Source organism: Stenotrophomonas sp. 1L-E-5-B-C3, from assembly GCF_057292075.1.
Genome location: NZ_JBXAWS010000022.1, coordinates 40,215 through 60,285, shown reverse-complemented (window position 1 = coordinate 60,285; position 20,071 = coordinate 40,215). Strand labels below are relative to the sequence as shown.

Annotated in this window: 17 protein-coding genes; 13 read left to right on the top strand and 4 right to left on the bottom strand. The window is 66.2% G+C overall.

Annotated features, from left to right (window positions below):
* Window positions 1-197 precede the first annotated feature (197 nt).
* Complete coding sequence (locus AC0Z6F_RS20330; protein ID WP_004145718.1) at window positions 198-1,217, bottom strand: zinc-binding alcohol dehydrogenase family protein; 1,020 nt, start codon at window positions 1,215-1,217, stop codon at window positions 198-200.
* 357 nt (window positions 1,218-1,574) lie between these two features.
* On the opposite strand from AC0Z6F_RS20330, the gene AC0Z6F_RS20325 reads away from it, so the two are divergent.
* The 4 genes from AC0Z6F_RS20325 (at window position 1,575) to AC0Z6F_RS20310 (ending at window position 4,646) form a co-directional block, all read left to right on the top strand.
* Complete coding sequence (locus AC0Z6F_RS20325; RefSeq protein ID WP_004145719.1) at window positions 1,575-2,663, top strand: OmpA family protein; 1,089 nt, start codon at window positions 1,575-1,577, stop codon at window positions 2,661-2,663.
* A 229-nt stretch (window positions 2,664-2,892) separates the two neighbouring features.
* Complete coding sequence (locus tag AC0Z6F_RS20320) at window positions 2,893-3,399, top strand: hypothetical protein (RefSeq protein ID WP_012510168.1); 507 nt, start codon at window positions 2,893-2,895, stop codon at window positions 3,397-3,399.
* 20 nt (window positions 3,400-3,419) lie between these two features.
* Window positions 3,420-4,226 (top strand): pseudouridine synthase, encoded by an 807-nt coding sequence (locus tag AC0Z6F_RS20315; RefSeq protein WP_485618279.1) that lies wholly within the window; start codon window positions 3,420-3,422, stop codon window positions 4,224-4,226.
* A gap of 84 nt (window positions 4,227-4,310) precedes the next feature.
* Window positions 4,311-4,646, top strand: a complete 336-nt coding sequence (locus AC0Z6F_RS20310; RefSeq protein ID WP_065722659.1) for a hypothetical protein — start codon at window positions 4,311-4,313, stop codon at window positions 4,644-4,646.
* Between the two features lie 99 nt (window positions 4,647-4,745).
* Here the strand turns inward: AC0Z6F_RS20310 and kbl are convergent, their stop codons facing one another.
* Window positions 4,746-5,954 (bottom strand): glycine C-acetyltransferase, encoded by a 1,209-nt coding sequence (gene kbl, locus AC0Z6F_RS20305; RefSeq protein ID WP_485618277.1) that lies wholly within the window; start codon window positions 5,952-5,954, stop codon window positions 4,746-4,748.
* A gap of 205 nt (window positions 5,955-6,159) precedes the next feature.
* On the opposite strand from kbl, the gene AC0Z6F_RS20300 reads away from it, so the two are divergent.
* Window positions 6,160-6,855, top strand: a complete 696-nt coding sequence (locus AC0Z6F_RS20300) for a TorF family putative porin (RefSeq protein ID WP_012510172.1) — start codon at window positions 6,160-6,162, stop codon at window positions 6,853-6,855.
* Between the two features lie 161 nt (window positions 6,856-7,016).
* Here the strand turns inward: AC0Z6F_RS20300 and tdh are convergent, their stop codons facing one another.
* Window positions 7,017-8,039 carry an L-threonine 3-dehydrogenase gene (tdh, locus tag AC0Z6F_RS20295; protein WP_032952044.1) on the bottom strand — a complete coding sequence of 341 codons (1,023 nt, stop codon included), beginning with the start codon at window positions 8,037-8,039 and terminating at the stop codon, window positions 7,017-7,019.
* A gap of 307 nt (window positions 8,040-8,346) precedes the next feature.
* Between tdh and AC0Z6F_RS20290 the strand changes: the two genes are divergently transcribed.
* From AC0Z6F_RS20290 to AC0Z6F_RS20260, 7 genes are all read left to right on the top strand, one after another.
* Complete coding sequence (locus tag AC0Z6F_RS20290; RefSeq protein ID WP_485618274.1) at window positions 8,347-10,509, top strand: S46 family peptidase; 2,163 nt, start codon at window positions 8,347-8,349, stop codon at window positions 10,507-10,509.
* Between the two features lie 300 nt (window positions 10,510-10,809).
* Window positions 10,810-11,454 (top strand): histidine phosphatase family protein, encoded by a 645-nt coding sequence (locus AC0Z6F_RS20285; RefSeq protein ID WP_010483945.1) that lies wholly within the window; start codon window positions 10,810-10,812, stop codon window positions 11,452-11,454.
* A 41-nt stretch (window positions 11,455-11,495) separates the two neighbouring features.
* Complete coding sequence (gene folC, locus AC0Z6F_RS20280; RefSeq protein WP_485618272.1) at window positions 11,496-12,767, top strand: bifunctional tetrahydrofolate synthase/dihydrofolate synthase; 1,272 nt, start codon at window positions 11,496-11,498, stop codon at window positions 12,765-12,767.
* Between the two features lie 81 nt (window positions 12,768-12,848).
* On the top strand, window positions 12,849-13,889 hold the full coding sequence (locus AC0Z6F_RS20275; RefSeq protein ID WP_012510176.1) for an SPOR domain-containing protein: 1,041 nt from the start codon (window positions 12,849-12,851) through the stop codon (window positions 13,887-13,889).
* Window positions 13,890-13,935: 46 nt separating this feature from the next.
* The gene (locus AC0Z6F_RS20270) at window positions 13,936-14,715 is read left to right on the top strand and encodes a CvpA family protein (RefSeq protein ID WP_004145964.1); all 780 of its coding nucleotides are present in this window, start codon (window positions 13,936-13,938) and stop codon (window positions 14,713-14,715) included.
* Between the two features lie 30 nt (window positions 14,716-14,745).
* Window positions 14,746-16,212, top strand: a complete 1,467-nt coding sequence (purF, locus tag AC0Z6F_RS20265; protein WP_012510177.1) for an amidophosphoribosyltransferase — start codon at window positions 14,746-14,748, stop codon at window positions 16,210-16,212.
* Window positions 16,213-16,221: 9 nt separating this feature from the next.
* On the top strand, window positions 16,222-17,046 hold the full coding sequence (locus AC0Z6F_RS20260; RefSeq protein ID WP_485618269.1) for a ferritin-like domain-containing protein: 825 nt from the start codon (window positions 16,222-16,224) through the stop codon (window positions 17,044-17,046).
* Window positions 17,047-17,113: 67 nt separating this feature from the next.
* Here AC0Z6F_RS20260 and AC0Z6F_RS20255 read toward each other — a convergent pair whose 3' ends face one another.
* Window positions 17,114-18,571, bottom strand: a complete 1,458-nt coding sequence (locus tag AC0Z6F_RS20255; RefSeq protein WP_012510179.1) for a DUF2235 domain-containing protein — start codon at window positions 18,569-18,571, stop codon at window positions 17,114-17,116.
* Between the two features lie 225 nt (window positions 18,572-18,796).
* Between AC0Z6F_RS20255 and AC0Z6F_RS20250 the strand changes: the two genes are divergently transcribed.
* A complete protein-coding gene (locus AC0Z6F_RS20250) occupies window positions 18,797-20,050 on the top strand; it encodes a zinc-dependent metalloprotease (protein ID WP_012510180.1) in 1,254 nt (417 codons plus the stop codon).
* Window positions 20,051-20,071 lie beyond the last annotated feature (21 nt).

The following is a 20,071-nucleotide window of genomic DNA, read 5'->3' as shown; positions in this document are numbered from 1 at the left end:
AGGCTTAAGAGCCGAGGCAGCGTCATCGGAGCCTCCCGGGTCACCGGGGGATTGTGCCTGATCAGGGCACGATCCAAGACACAAGAGCCGAGCCTGCGCTCGGCTGCTTTTGCCTGGCACCCGCCAGCCGAGCATGGGCTCGGCTCTACATCAGCATTCGAGCCCAGCCGAGTGTGGACGCGTTTCTACCCGACCGCTCACTCGCCCCAGCCGGCCAGCGCCAGCTTGCCAAGCGTGCGTCCGCTGGCCAGACGCTGATGCGCGATGTCCAGATTCGCCGCATTGATCGTGCCCAGCGTTTCGCTCAGGGTGCCGCGCAACTGGCCGGCATCGATCATGCTGGCCGCACGACTGAGGATACGGTGCTGCTCGATGCGGTCGGCCGTGGCGAAACGCGAGCGCGCGAACATGAATTCCCAGTGGATGCCGATGCACTTGGCCTTGTAGGGATCGCCGATGCGCAGCGGGCCACGTGGTTCGACGATCAGGCCGACATGTCCCTGCGGCGCCAGCAGCAGACCCAATTCGTCCCAGTAGTGGTCGGTGTCGGCCAGGTTGAGTGCGACCTGCACCGCATCGATGCCCAGCGATTGCAGTTGTGGCAGCAGCGGATGCCGGTGGTCGATCACGTGCTGGGCGCCCATGCGCCTGCACCAGTCGATCGAGGCCTCGCGGGATGCGGTGGCGATTACCTCGAAGCCGGCGTGACGGGCCAGCTGGATCGCCATCGAGCCGACGCCCCCTGCGCCGCCGATCACCAGCAGGTGCTGGCCGGACTGGCGACGGTCATCCAGCCGCAGGGGCATCCGCTCGAACAGCAGTTCCCACGCAGTAAGGGTGGTCAATGGCAACGCAGCGGCCTCGGCGAAGTCGAGGGTGGTCGGTTTGCGTGCCACCAGGCGCTCGTCCACCAGCTGATACTGCGCGTTGCAGCCTGGGCGGGTGACATCGCCGGCGTAGTAGACCTCATCACCAGAGGCGAACAGGCTGGCCTCGTCGCCGATCGCCTCGACCACGCCAGCGGCGTCCCAGCCGAGTACGCGGGGGGCGTCGAGCGTGGCCGGATCGGTGGCGGCGCGCTGTTTGCTGTCGACGGGGTTGACCGAGATCGCCTCGACCCGGATCAGCAGGTCGCGGCCGCCCGGAGGCAGCGGTGGAGGCAGATGGATATCGTGCAGGGCAGGGGCGGATTCACGACTCAGGGCGACGGCTTTCATCTCGGCTCCGGCTGGGTTCGTGTCTGCATCATAAGGTTCCTCACCTTTCCGCGAACGCGCTGAATCGCGTGATGCAATGTGTGGCGAAGAATGTCGCTTTTCGCACTTAAACCCCGTCAAACCCTTGCAGCGCGAGGGTCTTGCGGATTTTCATCATCCTGTATAGGGTTTCAACGTCGGACCGGTGGAGGGTCGGGCACAACACTTCACATGTTACGGGACTGTTAACATGACCTTCACCCGCCTGAGCATAATGTTCGCGGCGGTGGCGTGCTGAATCGGCTGTCGAGCTTCGACGCAGTAGTGCTGGCCCATGCCTCTACCGGTTTCATACCCCCGAAATAGGAGCTGTACTCAATGAACAAGAAGATCCTTACTGCCGCGCTGCTGGGTGGTCTGGCTTTTGCCCAGGCTGCTTCCGCGCAGGAGTTCGATGACCGCTGGTACCTGACCGGTTCGGCCGGCTTCAACTTCCAGGACAGCGACCGTCTGACCAATGACGCTCCGTTCGTGACCCTGGGTCTGGGCAAGTTCATCAGCCCGAACTGGTCGCTGGACGGTGAGCTGAACTATCAGAACCCGAACTTCGATTCGAACAAGGACAAGAACTGGTCGCAGTACGGCGTCTCGCTGGATCTGCGTCGCCACTTCATCAAGGAAGGCCGCGGCTGGAACCCGTACATCGTCGGTGGCCTGGGCTACCAGAAGTCGGAAGAAGAGTACAACCCGATCGGCGGTGGCCTGGCTGACCGCAAGGACGGCAACGTTGCCGCCAAGCTCGGCGTCGGCCTGCAGACCACCTTCGAGAAGCGCGTTGCTGTGCGCGCCGAAGTGGCCTACCGCGCTGACTTCGACGACCAGAGCGTCGCTGCCAAGGACGAAAGCTGGTTCGGCGACGTGCTGGCTTCGGTCGGCGTCGTGATCCCGCTGGGCCCGGCTCCGGTCGCGGCTGCTCCGGCTCCGGCTCCGGTTGCCCCGAGCTGCGCCGACCTGGATGACGACGGTGACGGCGTCAACAACTGCGACGACAAGTGCCCGAACTCGCAGCCGGGTCAGACCATCGGTCCGGACGGTTGCCCGGTGCCGGTCTCCATCGACCTGAAGGGCGTCAACTTCGACTTCGACAAGTCGAACCTGCGTCCGGACGCCGTGGCGATCCTGAGCGAAGCCACCGAGATCCTGAAGCGTTACCCGGATCTGCGCGTTGAAGTTGCCGGTCACACCGACTCGAAGGGTACCGACGCTTACAACCAGAAGCTGTCGGAGCGTCGCGCTACCGCCGTGTACAACTACCTGACCAAGAACGGCGTTGACGCCGGTCGTCTGGTCGGCCCGATCGGCTACGGTGAGAGCCGTCCGATTGCTCCGAACACCAACCCGGATGGTTCGGACAACCCGGAAGGTCGCGCCAAGAACCGTCGTACCGAGCTGAACGTCCAGAACTAAGTTCTGACGCTCTGCCAGTAGGACACAGCAGGACCCGGCTTCGGCCGGGTCTTGTTGTTTCTGCAGCCCGGAATGTCCAGAACCCCCGGAATCGCCCGTCAGTGGTCGACCGTTCGTCGGTAATTTTCTTATAAAACCAATGAGTTGCCGTATTCATTGAAAGTGGCGCTTGAAAGCTGTCGCGGCATTGCTAAACTCGCCGCGTTACTTCCTTTCCTGGATGCCCTTCATGCTGCGCTCTGCATCGGCCGCCGTCCTGGCCCTGGCCCTGGTTCCCGCCGCCCACGCTGCGGTCGATTGCTCGGTCAATACCAGCGCCTCGCCGCTGCCGTTGCCGGCCACGACCATTGCACCGGTGGCTGACGAGCTGTACATCCGCGGCAACCAGCTGGGCATGCCGGCCGGCGTGCTGAGCGGCAATTACGACCCGTCGCAGTCGTTGGACCAGGTGCTGCAGCGACTGCGCATCGATGGCTGCCAGAACATCGCCAAGGCCATTCCCAGTGCACCGGCGGTGAAGCCGAACGATCCGGCGGCCTACAAGCCGCAGACCGAATTCGACAACACGCCCTGGCGCTTCGACATGAGCCAGAACGGCAAGCGCATGACCGCCGAGGAGTTCGACGCCTGGATGAAGGCGCGTGGCGTGCGCGTGGTCAAGGCGCGTCCGGCTCCGGCCGCCACTCCGGCCCCAGCCGAAGCACCGGCTGAGACCAAGCCGGTCGACAAGAAGTAAGCGACGCGGGGAGCAGAGGCTTGCGCACGCGCCGCCCACCTGCCGCCCCCGCCGCCCGCTCCCACGCCCCGCGTGGGCGTGCGAACCCGAACGCCTCCAGTGGTATGCGCCATGGCCTGGCGCGCGTGCTGTCCAAGGCCGGCGTGTGCTCGCGCAGCGAGGCCGCGCGCTGGATCGCCGAAGGGCGCGTACGCGTCTCTGGTCGCATCGTCCGTGATCCTGAATTTCCAATTGCCAGCCCGGCACCGCCGATCGAGGTCGACGGCCAGCCGATGGCTGCGCCGCAGCGCCTGTACCTGATGCTCAACAAACCGCGCGGGGTGGTCACTACTGCTCAGGACGAGCGTGGACGTGACACGGTTTACCGTTGTTTCGATGGTGCCGGCCTGCCGTGGATCGCACCGGTCGGGCGCCTGGACAAGGCCAGTGAAGGCCTGCTGTTGTTCAGCAATGATCCGCAGTGGGCCGCGCATCTGACCGATCCGGAGACCGGGCCGCAGAAGACCTATCACGTGCAGGTGGACCGCCTGCCCGACGAGGACACCCTGGCCGCGCTGCGCGCCGGTGTCGAAGACGAGGGCGAATTCCTGGTCGCCCTGGCCGTGCGCGTGCTGCGCAGCGGCGACAAGACCGCGTGGCTGGAGGTGGTCCTCGACGAGGGTCGCAACCGCCATATCCGTCGCCTGTTGGCGGCCTTCGACCTGCAGGTGCTGCGCCTGGTCCGGGTTGCGATCGGCGAGCTCACGCTCGGCGATCTCGGCAAGGGCCAGTGGCGGGTGCTTGAGGTCAGCGACCAGCAGCGGCTGGGGGCCGCTGCAACAGGCTGATCATCGCCTGCGGCCGGCAACTGCCGGCCACCGTTCCAGGCGTAGGGGGCGCCTGGTTGTTGAATTTCCCGAACGGAGCCTGCCATGTACCACCCGACCCTCAACAAAACCCTGCGCTGCGCAGGCCTGCTGCTGCCGATGGTGCTGCTCACGGCCTGTGGCGGCCACAAGAAAGTGGCCAAGGCGGAAAGGCCGGCCGAGACCCCGGTGGTGGAAGTGAAGACCCCGGAACTGGATGGTCGCGGCAGCTACCGCTTCCTGATGAGCAACGGCGACAAGAAGATGACCGCCGACGAATTCGATGCCTGGATGAAGGCCAACGGCATCCGCGTTGCCAAGGGCAACGGCCAGGACACTGCTGCCAAGCCGGTGGTGGTGGCCAGCAAGGACGAACCGAAGGGCAAGAAGAAAAAGAAATGACGCGCAGAGCGCGTCATTTCGGTAGCGCCGGGCCATGCCCGGCGAGCGCGCAGCGCGGATATCAGGAAGCCGCCGGGCATGGCCCGGCGCTACCGTTGTTCAACCCTTGATCACGCCCAGCTCGACACCGATGCGGGTGAATGCATCGATGGCGCGGTCCAGGTGCGCACGCGTATGCGCGGCGCTGATCTGGGTGCGGATGCGGGCCTGGCCCTTGGGCACCACCGGGAAGAAGAAGCCGATCGCATAGATGCCTTCCTCAAGCAGGCGCTCGGCGAACTTCTGCGCCAGCGGTGCGTCGTACAGCATCACCGGGCTGATCGGGTGCACACCCGGCTTCACGTCGAAACCGGCGGCGGTCATCTTCTCGCGGAAGTAGGTGGTGTTCTCGGCCAGGGTGCTGCGCAGGTCGTCAGCGGCAGCCAGCATCTCGAAGGCCTTGATGCCGGCAGCAACCACGTGCGGCGGCAGCGAGTTGGAGAACAGGTAGGGGCGCGAGCGCTGGCGCAGCAGTTCGATCACTTCGGCGCTGGCGCAGGTGAAGCCGCCCAGCGCACCGCCCATCGCCTTGCCCAGGGTGCCGGTGATGATGTCGATCTTTTCCAGCACGCCCTTCACCTCGGCCGAACCGCGACCGCTGGCGCCAAGGAAGCCGGTTGCGTGGCACTCGTCGATGTGCACCAGGGCGTTGTACTTCTTCGCCAGCGCAGTGATCTCGTCCAGCGGGGCGATGAAGCCGTCCATCGAGAACACGCCGTCGGTGGTGATCAGCTTGGTCTTGCAGCCGGCGGCATCGGCGGCCTGCAGCTGCGCTTCCAGGTCGGCCGTGTCGCAGTTGGCATAGCGGAAGCGCTTGGCCTTGCACAGGCGCACGCCGTCGATGATCGAGGCATGGTTCAGCGCGTCGGAAATGATCGCGTCGTTCTCGCCGAGCAGCGGCTCGAACAGGCCGCCGTTGGCGTCGAAGCAGGCCGCGTACAGGATGGTGTCCTGCTTGCCGAAGAAGCTGGCGATCTGGGCTTCCAGCTGCTTGTGCAGGTCCTGGGTGCCGCAGATGAAGCGCACCGAGGCCATGCCGAAGCCATGGCTGTCCAGTGCGTCCTTGGCCGCCTGGATCAGGTCCGGATGGTCGGCCAGGCCCAGGTAGTTGTTGGCGCAGAAGTTCAGCACCGTGCGGCCGTCATCGAGGGTGATCTCGGCCGACTGCGGGCTGGTGATGATCCGCTCGGACTTGAACAGGCCCTGGGCGCGGATGGCGTCCAGTTCCTCGGCATAGTGGCGGGTCAGGGCGGAGGAGGCGTCGGTCATGGCGTGGGCACGGTTCTGAACGGGGAAACCACTGATTCTACCGGGCATCGCCGCTCACCAACCGGCTTGGTCGGGGCATCGCCACGGCCGGCACATGTTGCATCGCAATAGCAAACTGGTTAAGAATTCGTGAACCGGAGCTGTCCCGCTCCGGCCGCTACGCCCGCTCCCGCCTTCCACGCCACCGACCCCACCGGAGACGCTCATGAAGCACGCCCGTGCCTGCCTCGCCATTGCCGCTGCCCTGACCCTGGCCACCCCGTTCGCCGCCAGCGCCCAGGAAAACGAATCGCCGTACAGCTGGAACGTCACCGCTGTTTCCGATTACCTGTTCCGCGGTGTGTCGCAGACCGATGAGGATCCGACCCTGCAGGCTGGCTTCACCTACACCAGCCCGGTTGGCCTGTATGCCGGCGTCTGGGGCTCGGGCGTGGACTTCGGTGCCGGCGATCCCAAGACCGAAGTCGACTACCTGATCGGCTACGGCGTGGACGTCACCGAGCGCGTCAACTTCGACGTGCTGCTGAATCGCTACACCTACCTGAAGTCCAGCCGCCAGAACTACAACGAGCTGATCACCACCACCACGCTGGATGACACCTACAAGCTGACGGTGGCCTACACCAACGATGTATGGAACAGCAGCACCGATGGCTGGTACTTCGGCCTGGGCGGCAGCTGGGGCCTGCCGAAGGAGTTCACGTTGAATGCCAACGTCGGCCGCAGCACGTTTGAAGACGGCATCGCCAAGGATTACACCGACTGGAATGTCGGCGTTGAGCGCCAGTTCGGGATGGCCAAGGTCGGCCTGGGCTACTACGGCACCGACGGCAACGGCCGCGACAACTCCGGCAAGCTGGCCCACAGCCGGGTGATGCTGAGCGTCGCGATCGGTAACTGATGCGCCTTCGCTGATGTCCACGAAAAAGGCGCCCAATGGGCGCCTTTTTCAATTCCAGCAGCATGCCTCACCCCGGCTGGGGGAGAGCCCCCCTTGTTGTTCAAGGGGGCGCGCCGACGGCGCGGGGATAAGGAAACCTGCGGGGGAATTGACCCGAAGGGTCAATTCCAGCTCAACACCACCTTGCCGGCCTTGCCTTCTTCCATCAGGTCGAAGCCCTTCTGGAAATCATCGATCGGCAGCTGGTGGGTCATCACCTTGCCCAGCGGGAAACCGGACAGCACCAGCTGGGTCATCTTGTACCAGGTCTCATACATCTTGCGGCCGTAGATGCCCTGCACGGTCAGGCCCTTGAAGATGATCTTGTCCCAGTCGCAGCCGGCGCCCTTGGGCATGATGCCGAGCATGGCGATCTTGCCGCCGTGGTACATGCAGTCGAGCATGTCGTTGAACGCGCGCGGGTTGCCGCTCATTTCCAGGCCCACGTCGAAGCCTTCCATGTGCAGCTCCTTCATCACGTCCTTCAGCGAGGTGTTGGCGACGTTGACCACGCGGGTGGCGCCCATGTCGGCGGCCAGCTTCAGGCGGAAATCATTGACGTCGGTCACCACCACATTGCGCGCACCGATGTGCTTGCAGATGCCTGCGGCGATGATGCCGATCGGGCCGGCGCCAGTGATCAGCACGTCTTCACCGATCACGTTGAACTCCAGCGCGCAGTGCGCGGCGTTGCCGTAGGGATCGAAGAACGCGGCCAGCTCGGACGGAATCTGGTCCGGGATCGGCCACAGGTTGCTGGCCGGCATCACCATGTATTCGGCGAACGCGCCGTTGACGTTGACGCCGATGCCGACGGTGTTCGGGCACAGGTGCGGGCGACCGCCACGGCAGTTGCGGCAATGGCCGCAGACGATGTGGCCTTCGGCCGAGACGCGCTGGCCGATCTCGTAGCCGGTCACGCCCGGGCCGATCTCGGCGATGCGGCCGACGAACTCATGGCCGATGGTCAGGCCCGGCTTGATCGTGCGCTGGCTCCATTCGTCCCACAGGTAGATGTGCAGGTCGGTACCGCAGATCGCGGTCTTTTCCAGCTTGATCAACACCTGGTTGGGGCCCGGGGTCGGCACCGGAACCTCTTCCATCCAGATGCCCTTGGCTGCTTCGCGCTTGACCAGGGCCTTCATCGTTTGCTGCGCCATCGGGGTGGAACTCATCAGGGGGAAAACGCGGATTATAGAGGCCAGCGCGGAATTCCCATGTTGCGCTGCGGGTGCAGTGGCGGAACGAAAGGCGTGTGCTGGCGGGCGTTTCGAACAACGCCGCTGCGCTCGCCGGGCATGGCCCGGCGCTACCGGGGAGGGTGCGCGCAAGCGGTAGCGCCGGGCCATGCCCGGCGGAGGGCATCGGTGCGCCTGGCCCATGACTTCCGGGGTTCGGGGCGGGGCAGGGTGGCGGGCTACAATCGAAGGTTCCACTACCAGGGGCCGCTCCATGCGCTCGAACCTGCTTGCATTCTCCATCGTCGCCAGCCTCGGGCTGGCCCAGGTCACCCATGCCGCTGAAGGCATGTGGGTGCCGCAGCAGCTGCCGGAAATCGCCGGCCCGCTGCAGAAGGCCGGCCTGAAGCTGTCCCCGGAACAGCTGGCCAACCTGACCGGCGACCCGATGGGCGCGGTCGTCGCCCTCGGCGGCTGCACCGCCAGCTTCGTCTCGCCGCAGGGCCTGGTGGTCACCAACCACCACTGCGCCTACGGCGCCATCCAGCTGAATTCGACCGCGCAGAAGAACCTGATCAAGGACGGCTTCAATGCGCCGACCCTGAAGGACGAACTGAGTGCCGGCCCGAACGCCCGCGTGTTCGTGCTCGACCAGATCACCGACGTCACCGCCCAGGCCAAGGCCGCCATTGCTGGCGCCGGCAACGATCCGCTGGCCCGCAGCCGCGCGCTGGACGCGTTCGACAAGGCCCAGGTCGCCGCCTGTGAAGCCGATGCCGGCTTCCGCTGCCGCCTGTACAGCTTCTCCGGCGGCAACACCTACCGCCTGTTCCGCAACATGGAAATCAAGGACGTGCGCCTGGTCTACGCCCCCCCGGGCAGCGTCGGCAAGTTCGGTGGCGACGTCGACAACTGGATGTGGCCGCGCCACACCGGCGACTTCTCGTTCTACCGCGCCTACGTGGGCAAGGATGGCAAGCCGGCCGCCTTCGCCGCCGACAACGTGCCGTACCAGCCCAAGCACTTCCTGAAGTTCGCCGACCAGCCGCTGGGCGCCGACGACTTCGTGATGGTGGCCGGCTACCCGGGCCGCACCAACCGCTATGCACTGGCCGGTGAGTTCAACGAAACCGCCAGCTTCACCTACCCGACCATCGCCAAGCACTACAACGCGGTGCTGAAGATGATCGCCGACGCCGGCAAGGCCGACGCCGACGTCAAGGTGAAGTACGCAGCGACCGCCGCCAGCATGAACAACGTGGCCAAGAACTACCTGGGCCAGTTGGAAGGCTTCAAGCGCATCGACGCCGCAGGCCAGAAGCAGGCTGAAGAAGCCGCCGTGCTGGCCTGGCTGAAGAAGCAGGGTGCTGCCGGCAAGCCGGCCCTGGCCGCGCACGCGCAGCTGCTCAAGCACCTGGACACCAGCAAGTCCACGCGCGAGCGCGACCTGTTCGTCGGCCAGTTCAACAACACCTCGGCCGTCGGCGCGGCGATCACCCTGTACCGCCTGTCGATCGAGCGCAGCAAGCCGGATGCCGAGCGCGAAGCCGGTTATCAGGAACGCGACCTGACCACCATCGAAGGTGGCCTGAAGCAGATGGACCGTCGCTACGTGGCGAAGATGGACCAGCAGCTGCAGGCCTACTGGCTGGACCAGTACGTGGCCCTGCCGGCCGCACAGCGCGACAACGAAGTGCTGAACAAGTGGCTGGCCGGCAGCGATGCCGCTGCGGTGAAGTCGCTGGTGAACAAGCTGGGCGGCACCGAGCTGGGCAGCCTGGACACCCGCCTGAAGTGGTTCAAGGCCGACCGCGCTGCGTTCGAAGCCAGCAACGATCCGGCTATCCAGTACGCCGTTGCGGTCATGCCGGCACTGCTGAAGCAGGAAGAGCAGAAGAAGATCCGCGAAGGCGAATCGCTGACCGCTCGCCCGCTGTACCTGCAGGCCGTGGCCGACTACAAGAAGAGCCAGGGCGAGTTCGTCTATCCGGATGCCAACCTGTCGCTGCGCATCACCTTCGGCAACGTCATGGGCTATGGCAAGGACGGCGTGAAGTACACCCCGTTCACCACCTTGGAAGGCGTGGCAGCGAAGGAAACCGGTGAAGATCCGTTCGATTCGCCGAAGGCGCTGCTCGATGCGGTCAAGGCCAAGCGTTACGGTGGCCTGGAAGACAAGCGCATCGGTTCGGTGCCGGTGAACTTCCTGTCCAACCTGGACATCACCGGTGGCAACTCCGGTTCGCCGGTGCTGGACGCCAACGGCAAGCTGGTCGGCCTGGCCTTCGATGGCAACTGGGAATCGGTCAGCTCCAACTGGGTGTTCGACCCGGTGATGACCCGCATGATCGCCGTCGACAGCCGCTACATGCAGTGGATCATGCAGGAAGTGGCGCCGGCGCCGCAGCTGCTGAAGGAACTGAACCTGGCCAAATAAGATCCGCCGTCCCCGCGCGGGGGGGACCGCCGGTTGTAGCGCCGAGCCGCGCCCCATGACCTGTGGGCGCCATTGCAATGAGCGCATCGCAATGCGCGCGGAACCTCCCGCTCGGCATTGAAAACGGTTCATGCTCGGCGGGAATGGCCAGGAGACATCGAAACCCCGCGACCCACGTCGCGGGGTTTTTTCATGCCCGGCCCGGCCCGGTGCGCCGAACAGGTATCATCCCTGTTCCGCGTACTTCACAGGATGTGAACGAAACGCGGAAACCTCCTCCCCCCAGGACCCCTTGCACGCATGCGCATCCTGCTTGCCCGCCACGGCGAAACGCCGTGGAACGCCGAAGGCCGCTACCAGGGCCAGATCGATATTCCGCTTTCGCCGATCGGTGAAGCCCAGGCCCAGGCACTGGGTGCCCGCCTGGCGTCGGTGGACATCACCCGTGCCGTCGCCTCGCCGCTGTCGCGCGCCCAGCGCACCGCACAGCTGGCGCTTGGCGCCGCGCGTGCCGACATGCTGCTGACCGAGCCGGAGCTGCAGGAAATCGCCCACGGTGAGTGGGAAGGCCTGCTCGCCAGCGAGATCAACGAAAAGGATCCGTCGCGCCTGCAGGCCTGGCGCGAGGAGCCCGATACCGTGCTGATGCCCGGCGGCGAATCGCTGCGCCTGGTGCTAGAGCGCAGCTGGCGTGGCCTGGCCCGTGCTACCGAAGGCCTCGGCGAGCACGACACGCTGCTGGTGGTTGCGCACGATGCGGTCAACCGCGTGATCCTGTGCAAGGTGCTGGGCCTGCCGATTTCCCGCCTGTGGACCTTCCGCCAGGCACCGACCACGCTCAACCTGCTCGAAGGCGCCGATCTGGACAGCCTGGAAGTGGTGCGCCTGAACGACTGCGCCCACCACACGCCGTTCTTCGGCGAAGCCAAGCACCGCGCTCTCTGATCCATCCCATCGAACCACCTGTTTCTGCTGGAACCGCTGCCGTGACGAACACCCCGACCACCCTGGCCGATTGGCTGGATTACATTGAACGCCAGCACCCGGCGACTATCGACATGGGACTGGAGCGCGTGCGCACCGTCGCCACCGCGATGGGCCTGAGTGCACCGGCCGGGCGCACCATCGTGGTCGGTGGCACCAACGGCAAGGGTTCCACCGTGGCCTTCATCGAGGCCATCGCGCGTGCTGCCGGCTGGAAGGTCGGCGCGTACACGTCGCCGCACCTGCTGCGCTACAACGAGCGCGTGCGCATCGATGGCCAGGATGTCGACGATGCGGCGCTGGTTGCTGCGTTCAATGCTGTCGAAGCCGCGCGCGGCGACACCACGCTGACCTATTTCGAGTACGGCACGCTCGCTGCGCTGCAGCTGTTCGCCGACGCCGGGCTGGATCTGGCCGTGCTGGAAGTGGGCCTGGGTGGCCGCCTGGATGCGGTCAACATCGTCGACGCCGATGTATCGGTGATCACCACCGTGGACATCGATCACGCCGAATGGCTGGGCGATGACCGCGAAGCGATCGGCACCGAGAAGGCCGGCATCATCCGCGGCTGGAAGCCGGTGATCCTGGGTGAGACCGATCCGCCATCGAGCGTGCTGGCGCGAGCCTACCTGGTCGGTGCCAACGCGATCCGCGGCGGCAGCGACTACTTCTACGAACCGATCGATGCCGAGCGCTGGCGCTGGCGCGATGTCGGTACCCGCCTGGAGCTGCCGACCCCTGCGCTGGCCGGGCCGATCCAGCTGGCCAATGCTGGTGCCGCGATCGCTGCACTGCGTGCGCTGGACAAGCCGGTGCCGCGCGCGGCGTGGGCCGAAGGCGTGGCCGCCGCCCGCATCGCCGGCCGCCTGCAGGCGTTCGAGCGCGATGGCGTGCAGATCCGCGTCGACGTCGGCCACAACCCGCAGGCGGCCGGCCAGCTGGCGCGCGCGCTGAAGGCCGAGGCGGTACCTGGCCGTACCCTGGCGGTGTACGCCGCGCTGCAGGACAAGGACGCGGCGGGCGTGGTGCAGGCGCTGCAGGACGTAGTGGGCGAGTGGACCCTGGCAAGCCTGGATGGCCCGCGCGGGCAGAGCGCGGCGCAGCTGCAGGCACGTCTGGCCGATACCGCTGCCGCCACCGCACAGCTGTCCGACAGCGTCGAACAGGCTCTGGTGCAGGTGCTGGCCCAGGCCCGGCGTGGCGACCGGGTGCTGGTGTTCGGCTCGTTCCATACCGCCGCCGCGGCCCTGCAGTGGCTGCGGGACCCGGCCTGATCCACGTTCAGCCAACGCCGACGCCGTCCGGTCCGGCACCCGTATAATCGACCGCAACCCCCGGACAGTTGCCTGCCTCACGTGGATACGCCTCTGAAACAGCGTCTGATTGGTGCCATCGTGCTGGTAGCGCTGGCCGTGATTTTCCTGCCGATGCTGGTCAAGGGGCCGGCCCCGGACAGTGGCGTGGCCAATGTGCCGATCGCCGCGCCGGATGCGCCAGCCGATGGCCAGTTCGAAACCCGCGAACTGCCGCTGGTTGCGCCGGCGGGCGGTGCCACCGGCCTGCAGACCGGCCAGGCCAAGCCGGTGCCGGATGCTGCCGCGCCGGCCACGCCGCCGACCGTGGACACCTCGCCTGCGGTGGCCGCCGGCAACTACGCGGTCACCTTCGGCGCGTACGGCAGCAAGGCCGACGCCGAGGCGGTGATCGCCTACCTGAAGCGTTCGCAGCTGCCGGGCTTCGCTGAGAGCGCCACCATCAACGGCCGCCAGGCATGGCGCGTGCGGGTCGGGCCGTATGCTGACCGCGCCCAGGCCGAGGCGGCCCGGCTGCAGGCGGTGAAGATCCGTGCCGATGTGAAGGCTGAGGTCATTGCCCTGGATGCGGCGACGGGCAGCAACGCCGCAGTTGCCGCCACCCCGGCGCCTGCGCCGGCGAGTGCGAGCACCCCGGCGGCGGCCACCGCGCCGTCGGCCACTGGCAATCCGGTGCGCAGCGAAAGCCTGCCGCCGAGCACGCCGACCGCCACCACCACCCCGGTGGCCAAGCCGGAACCGCCGAAGCCGGCACCGAAGCCGGAAGCCAAGCCTGAGCCCAAGCCGGAAACCGCGGCCAGCAAGCCGGCGACGGCGCCGACCACACCGGCAGCACCTGCCGCCAGCGGCGTCGGCTTTGCCGTACAGCTGGGCGCGTTCGGTCAGGCCAACGATGCCAATGCCCTGCGCGACAAGGTCCGCGCCGCAGGCTTCAGCGCCTTCGTCGAGCAGGTGCGTACCGACAAGGGCACCCTGCATCGTGTCCGCGTCGGACCGGTGGCCAACCGCGCCGACGCCGAACAGCTGAAGGCGCAGGTCGCCGCCAAGGTCGGCGTGGCCGGCATGGTGCGACCGCACCCATGACCCACGCGCAGCCCCGTTGCCAGCGCCGCCGAAGGAGCGGGGCGCCATGATCGACGTGGTGCTGCTGATCGTGATCGCCGCCTCGGCCCTGCTTGGGATGCTGCGCGGCTTCGTCGGCATCGTCATCGGCACCCTGTCGTGGCTGCTGGCCGCGTGGGCCGCCTTCGCCTTCGGCAATGACGCGGCCCACTGGTGGGCCGCACCGGCTGCACCGGGTGGCGAGCACTTCGTCGGTGGCTACCTGGGGGTCGGCATCGGCGTGATGATCGTGGTCGCGGTGATCGGCATGGTCATCAAGGCCCTGGTCCATCGCAGCATGCTGACCAGCCTGGACCGCCTGCTGGGCGGGGTGCTGGGCGTTGTCCGTGGCGGCCTGATCGCCGCGATCCTGCTGCTGCTGGGCAGTTTCACCCCGCTGACCGCCGAGCCGTCCTGGCAGCGTTCGGCGGTGCGCCCACTGCTGAACCCCACCGTGGCCTGGATGAACAGCAAGCTGCCGCACTGGCAGGTTCCCGGGGCCGATCTGCTGCCCAAGGCCTTGCCGACCGACGCGCTGTCCCCATCTGCATTGATGGAGTTGGGCAAGAACGCAGGCGCCGGGTTGGGAAAGCCGGGCGCGGCAGGCGATAATGGCATCCTCAACCAGGTAGTGGCAGGCAGCGGATGGCTGCGGCCTGCGAAAGCGGAACAGGGCGATTCCTACGATCCGGCCGAAGTGCGTCCGGACGCCCCAGCACTGCCGGACAGTATCGAGCCGGGCGATCCGGCCAATGTCGACCGCGCGCGCGGCGACCACCGCGGCCAGGTACGGCCACCTTCCTTGTAACTGGGCACAGCCCAGCGGAGACCTCGCACCATGTGTGGCATCGTCGGAATCGTCGGCAACCAGAACGTCGCCGGGCAGTTGTATGACGGCTTGACCGTTCTCCAGCATCGCGGCCAGGATGCGGCGGGCATCGCCACCGTCAATGGCAGCCGCCTGCGGGTGCAGAAGGCCACGGGCCTGGTCCGCGATGTGTTCGATGCACGCACCATGTCCACCCTGGAAGGCAGCGTCGGCATCGCCCATGTGCGTTACCCGACCGCGGGCTCGGAAGGCATGGACGAGGCACAGCCGTTCTATGTCAATTCGCCGTACGGCATCGCGCTGGCCCACAACGGCAACCTGATCAACACCGAGGCGCTGCGCCAGCAGGTGTTCGAGCAGGACCGCCGCAACGTCAACACCGATTCGGACAGCGAAGTGCTGCTGAACGTGTTCGCCTACGAACTGGAGCAGCAGCGCCAGCTCAGCCCGGAAGCCGCGATCCGCGCGGTGGCCGGCGTGCACCGTCGCTGCAAGGGCGGCTATGCGGTGGTCAGCGTGGTGCTGGGCCTGGGCCTGGTCGCCTTCCGCGACCCGCATGGCATCCGTCCGCTGGTGCTGGGCAAGCGCAGCCACGCCGAAGGCGATGAGTACATCGTGGCTTCCGAATCGGCCGCGCTGGACGTGCTGGGCTTCCAGCGCGTGCGCGACGTGCAGCCGGGCGAAGCGCTGGTGATCACCGCGCGTGGCGAGCTGTTCTCGGAGATCTGCGCCGAGCCGGCCGAGCACACCCCGTGCATCTTCGAATACGTGTACTTCGCGCGCCCGGATTCGATGATCGACAACGTCTCGGTGCACAAGGCGCGCATGCGCATGGGCATCAAGCTGGGCGAGAAGATCCTGCGCCTGCGCCCGGACCACGACATCGACACCATCATCCCGATTCCGGATACCTCGCGCGATGCCGCGCTGGAGATCTCCAACGTGCTCGGGGTGAAGTACCGCGAAGGCTTCATCAAGAACCGCTACATCGGCCGCACCTTCATCATGCCGGGCCAGGGCGAACGGGTGAAGTCGGTGCGCCGGAAGCTCAACCCGATCCACCTGGAGTTCCGCAACCGCGTGGTGCTTCTGGTGGACGACTCGATCGTGCGTGGCACCACCAGCCAGCAGATCGTGCAGATGGCCCGCGATGCGGGCGCGCGCAAGGTCTACCTGGCCAGCGCCGCGCCGCCGGTGCGTTACCCGAACATCTACGGCATCGACATGCCAGCGGCCGAAGAGCTGGTCGCGCACAACCGCACCGTGGAAGAGATCGAAGCCCACCTCGGCTGTGACTGGCTGATCTACCAGGACCTGGAAGACATGGAAGCGGCGGTGAGCGAGGGCAATCCGGCGCTGCGCAACTTCGATTCGTCCTGCTTCAATGGCCATTACCCGACCGGCATCGAGCCGGGCTACTTCGAGCGCATCCAGCAACTGCGTTCGGATGACGCCAAGCACAAGCGCCGCGCCTGAGGTCCAGGCGTGGTTGACGTGCCCGACGTCGGAGGCGATCTGCTGCGCGCCGCGCAGCAGTGCCTGGCGGAAGCCGACCCGCTGCGCAAGGTCGCGCTGACCCAGGCTTATGCGGCCGCGTTCCGTGCCGGCCGCCTGAAGGTGACGGCCGATGCGCCGTCGCCGGAGCCGATCCGCATGCCGGGCCGGCCGGCGAAGCTGGTGCTGGTGCATCCGCGCGAAGTGCCGCGGCGCGGACTGGGCGGGGTGGAAGGGCGTGCCGCCTTCATCCACGCCATCGCCCATATCGAACTCAACGCGATCGACCTGGCCTGGGATGCGGTGTATCGCTTCCGTGGCCTGCCGTCGGCGTTCCATGCCGATTGGGTGAGTTGTGCCGACGACGAATCGCGGCACTTCATGCTGCTGCGCGAACGCCTGCAGGCACACGGCCATGATTACGCCGATTTCCCCGCGCACAACGGCCTGTGGGAAATGTGCGAAAAGACTGCGCATGACGGTCTGGCACGCATGGCATTGGTGCCGCGGGTACTGGAAGCACGTGGCCTGGACGTGACTCCGGGCATGATCGAGAAACTGCGCAATGTCGGTGACGCTGAAACCGCCGACGTGCTGGAGGTGATCCTGCGTGAGGAAGTGGCGCACGTCGCTGCGGGTTCGCGCTGGTTCCGCTGGCATTGCGACCGTGCCGGTATCGAGCCGCGCGCACGCTTCAAGGAGCTGCTGGTCGAATACGCTGGCGGCTATCTGTATGGCCCCTTCAATCTGGAAGCGCGCCTGCTGGCCGGCTTCGATGCTGACGAACTGGCCAACCTGGTCGAGCAGGCCGGCTGAAAAGGGACGGAGGGGATTAAGTCGTTTGTGCCTCAAACGACTTAATCCCCTCCGTCCCTTTTTTGCTTCACCCGTTTGGCAGCACCACGCGTCTGCCATCCACGGTCGGCCGGTTGATGTAGAACAGGCCGGGCCCTGGCCGGTAGGGCAGTTCGCTCACCCCGGCATCGGCGGCATAGGTCAGTGCGGTATCGCCCAGTGCATCGAAGTTCCAGTGCGCCGACTGCATCAGGTAGCGCCGTCGCAGCAGTGCCTCCTGGGTCGGGGTCAGCGCCTGTCCGGCCACCAGTCGCCGTGCGATCGGCAGCAGCGCGGAGGGGAGCGCCCAGCCTGGAACATCGGCTGCATCGGCACGCCACTGCACGCCGGCATCGCGTGCGTGCTGCTGCATCACCTGCAGGGCAATCAGCTGGTACCGCCAGTCGATGCGCCGGCGCAGCACCACCGCAGCAGTCACGTACAGCACCGGTGACAGCAGGACGCTGCGGCTGCCTGCACGACGCTGCTGTTGCCACTGGTGCCAGACATCGACCCACACTTCCTTCTGGTCCGCGCCCAGCTGTTGCCGCCAGCGCTCGGCATCGGCCTGCGCTTCGGCATAGGCCGTGGTCGCCTGCAGCACCGTCAGGGGCGGAATCTGGTAATCGGCAACGGCCGTGCGACGCAGCTGCTGCCGACGTGGACGACTGAGCAGCTTGGGGCCTTCTTCGATCTGGTTGTAGCCACCGCCGATGTTGGCGTGCACGCCCGGCAGTGCGATTTCAGTGAAGGGAGGCGCCACGCTGGTGAGTGGATAGTGCTGGCGGTGTTCGTCGCGTGCAGTCAGCTGCAGCACCTGGCCGGCGATACCGGTACGCAGTGCCAGCCGTGGCTGCTCATCGGCGCGGCCGCCATTGACCGCAACCACGGTGTCGAACAGGCCGATGAAGCGCAGTGCCGGTGTTGCCGCAGTGAAATCACCAGCACAGGCCAGGCCGGATGACTGCAGCAGTTGTCGCCAGCGTGCGTTGTCCCAGGCCTGCAACTGGTTGGCGATATCGCGTGCAGCGGCGGCACCGCGCGAATAGCCGAACAGGTCCAGCTGCACGCGCCGCAGCGGTTGCCGCCAGCGTGTGGACAGCTCGGTCAGCGCGACCGGCAGCAGCACCTGCAGCGCGCGTTGCACTTTCGCCCGCACGCCGCTGGCGCCGATACCGAAGGCCAGGCCGATCAGGTCGTCGTCTGCATCGTCGCGGGTGCCGACGCCTTCCACATAGATCGACAGCGATGCAGTCGCCAGCGTATCGCGGCGGCTATCCGGGTACAGCTGCTGCAGACGGGCGATGTTGGTCAGGCCGTTGTCGTAGCTGCTGGTCAGCCGGCTCTGGTAGGTCGAATCGTCGTCGGCGCGCAGCTGGGCCGGGCGTGGCTGTGGCAGCTGCGGGCGACCGCGTTCCAGATTGTGTGCGTTGTTGCGGGTGCCATCGAAGAACAGGCCGATCCGCAGCAAGCCGACATCTTCGTCCGTGTCCTGCGGTGGTGCCATGTGCATTCCCCGTCGTGGCTGCGTCACGGTAGCGCGAAAGCGGTGTGTTGGCGAAGTGTAGTGACGCTTTTGACCTGACTGAACGCAGATGCGGTCGATCACAGTTCCTGATTTTCATTCCCATCTTCTATTGAATTCACACGACCCGCGCAGGCCAGATGGCCAGACCCGGCAAACCCGGGCGTGCTGCATCAACGCTGTTCACATCATTCAAGGAGCGACGCAATGTTGTCCAGATCGATTGGCAAAGCGGCAGGTGGCCTGGTGTTGGGGTTGTCGGTGGCGGCGGCTGCGCATGCCGCACCGTTGTTCGAGCCGGTGACGGTACTCAGCCGTGCAGCGGCAGGCAGTGAACCCGCCCTGGGGAAACTGCTGGCGACGCCGTCCACGGCGACGGTGCAGGAAGTACGTGTGGATGCGGCGGCCACCGCGCAGCCACAGCTGGAGTTCGAGCTGCTAGGCCAGCGCGTACAGGCGGTGCGCAGCAAGGTCGAGTCGCTGCCCGATGGCGGCAGCATCTGGTATGGCCAGTTCCGTTCGCCGTCCGATCGGCTGACCGCTGCCACTTCGAACGGCCAGGATGATCCTGGTAATTCAGTGATCCTGGTACGTTCGGGCAACACCGTCACCGGTTCGATCCGCAAGGATGGCAAGCTGTATCGCCTGCGTCCGCTGGGCAATCGCCATGTGCTGGTGGAAGTGGACGAGTCGCGGATGCCGGCCGACCATCCGGCCGACTACAACCAGCTGCCGAAGATTCCGATGGGCAACAACGATCGCATCGGCATCGCACAGGCCTCGTCCGGTACGCCGGCGACCATCCGCGTGCTGGTAGTGGCGACCAACGCTGCCGTGGCGGCCTATGGCGGCAACATGCAGTCGCTGGTGCAACTGGCGGTAGCCGAATCCAACCAGGGCTACGTCAACAGCAACGTTGGCATCACCCTGCAGCTGGCCGGCTACGAGACCACCAGCTACACCGAGTCGGGCAACTTCACCACCGACCTGACCCGCTTCCGCAACACCAGCGACGGCTACATGGACAGCATCCATACCAGCCGTAACAACACCGCTGCCGACGTCGGCGTACTGCTGATTAACAACACCAGCTATTGCGGGTTGGCCTCGGGCATCGGTTCCACCGCATCGACCGCGTTTGCCGCGGTGTACTGGGATTGCGCCACCGGCTACTACTCGTTCGCCCATGAAATCGGCCACCTGCAGAGTGCACGGCACGACATCGCCAGTGATCCCAGCACCTCGCCCTACGCCTATGGCCACGGCTATCGTTATGAGCCGGCGAGCGGATCGCGCTGGCGCACGATCATGGCCTATGACTGCTCGGCCGGCTGCCCGCGGCTGAACTACTGGTCCAATCCGAACATCAGTTACAACGGTGTGCCGATGGGCATCGCCAGCAGTGCCGACAACCAGCGCGTGCTGGTCAACACCAAGGCCACCATCGCGGCCTTCCGCTGAGTCCAGGCGCCGACCAGGGTC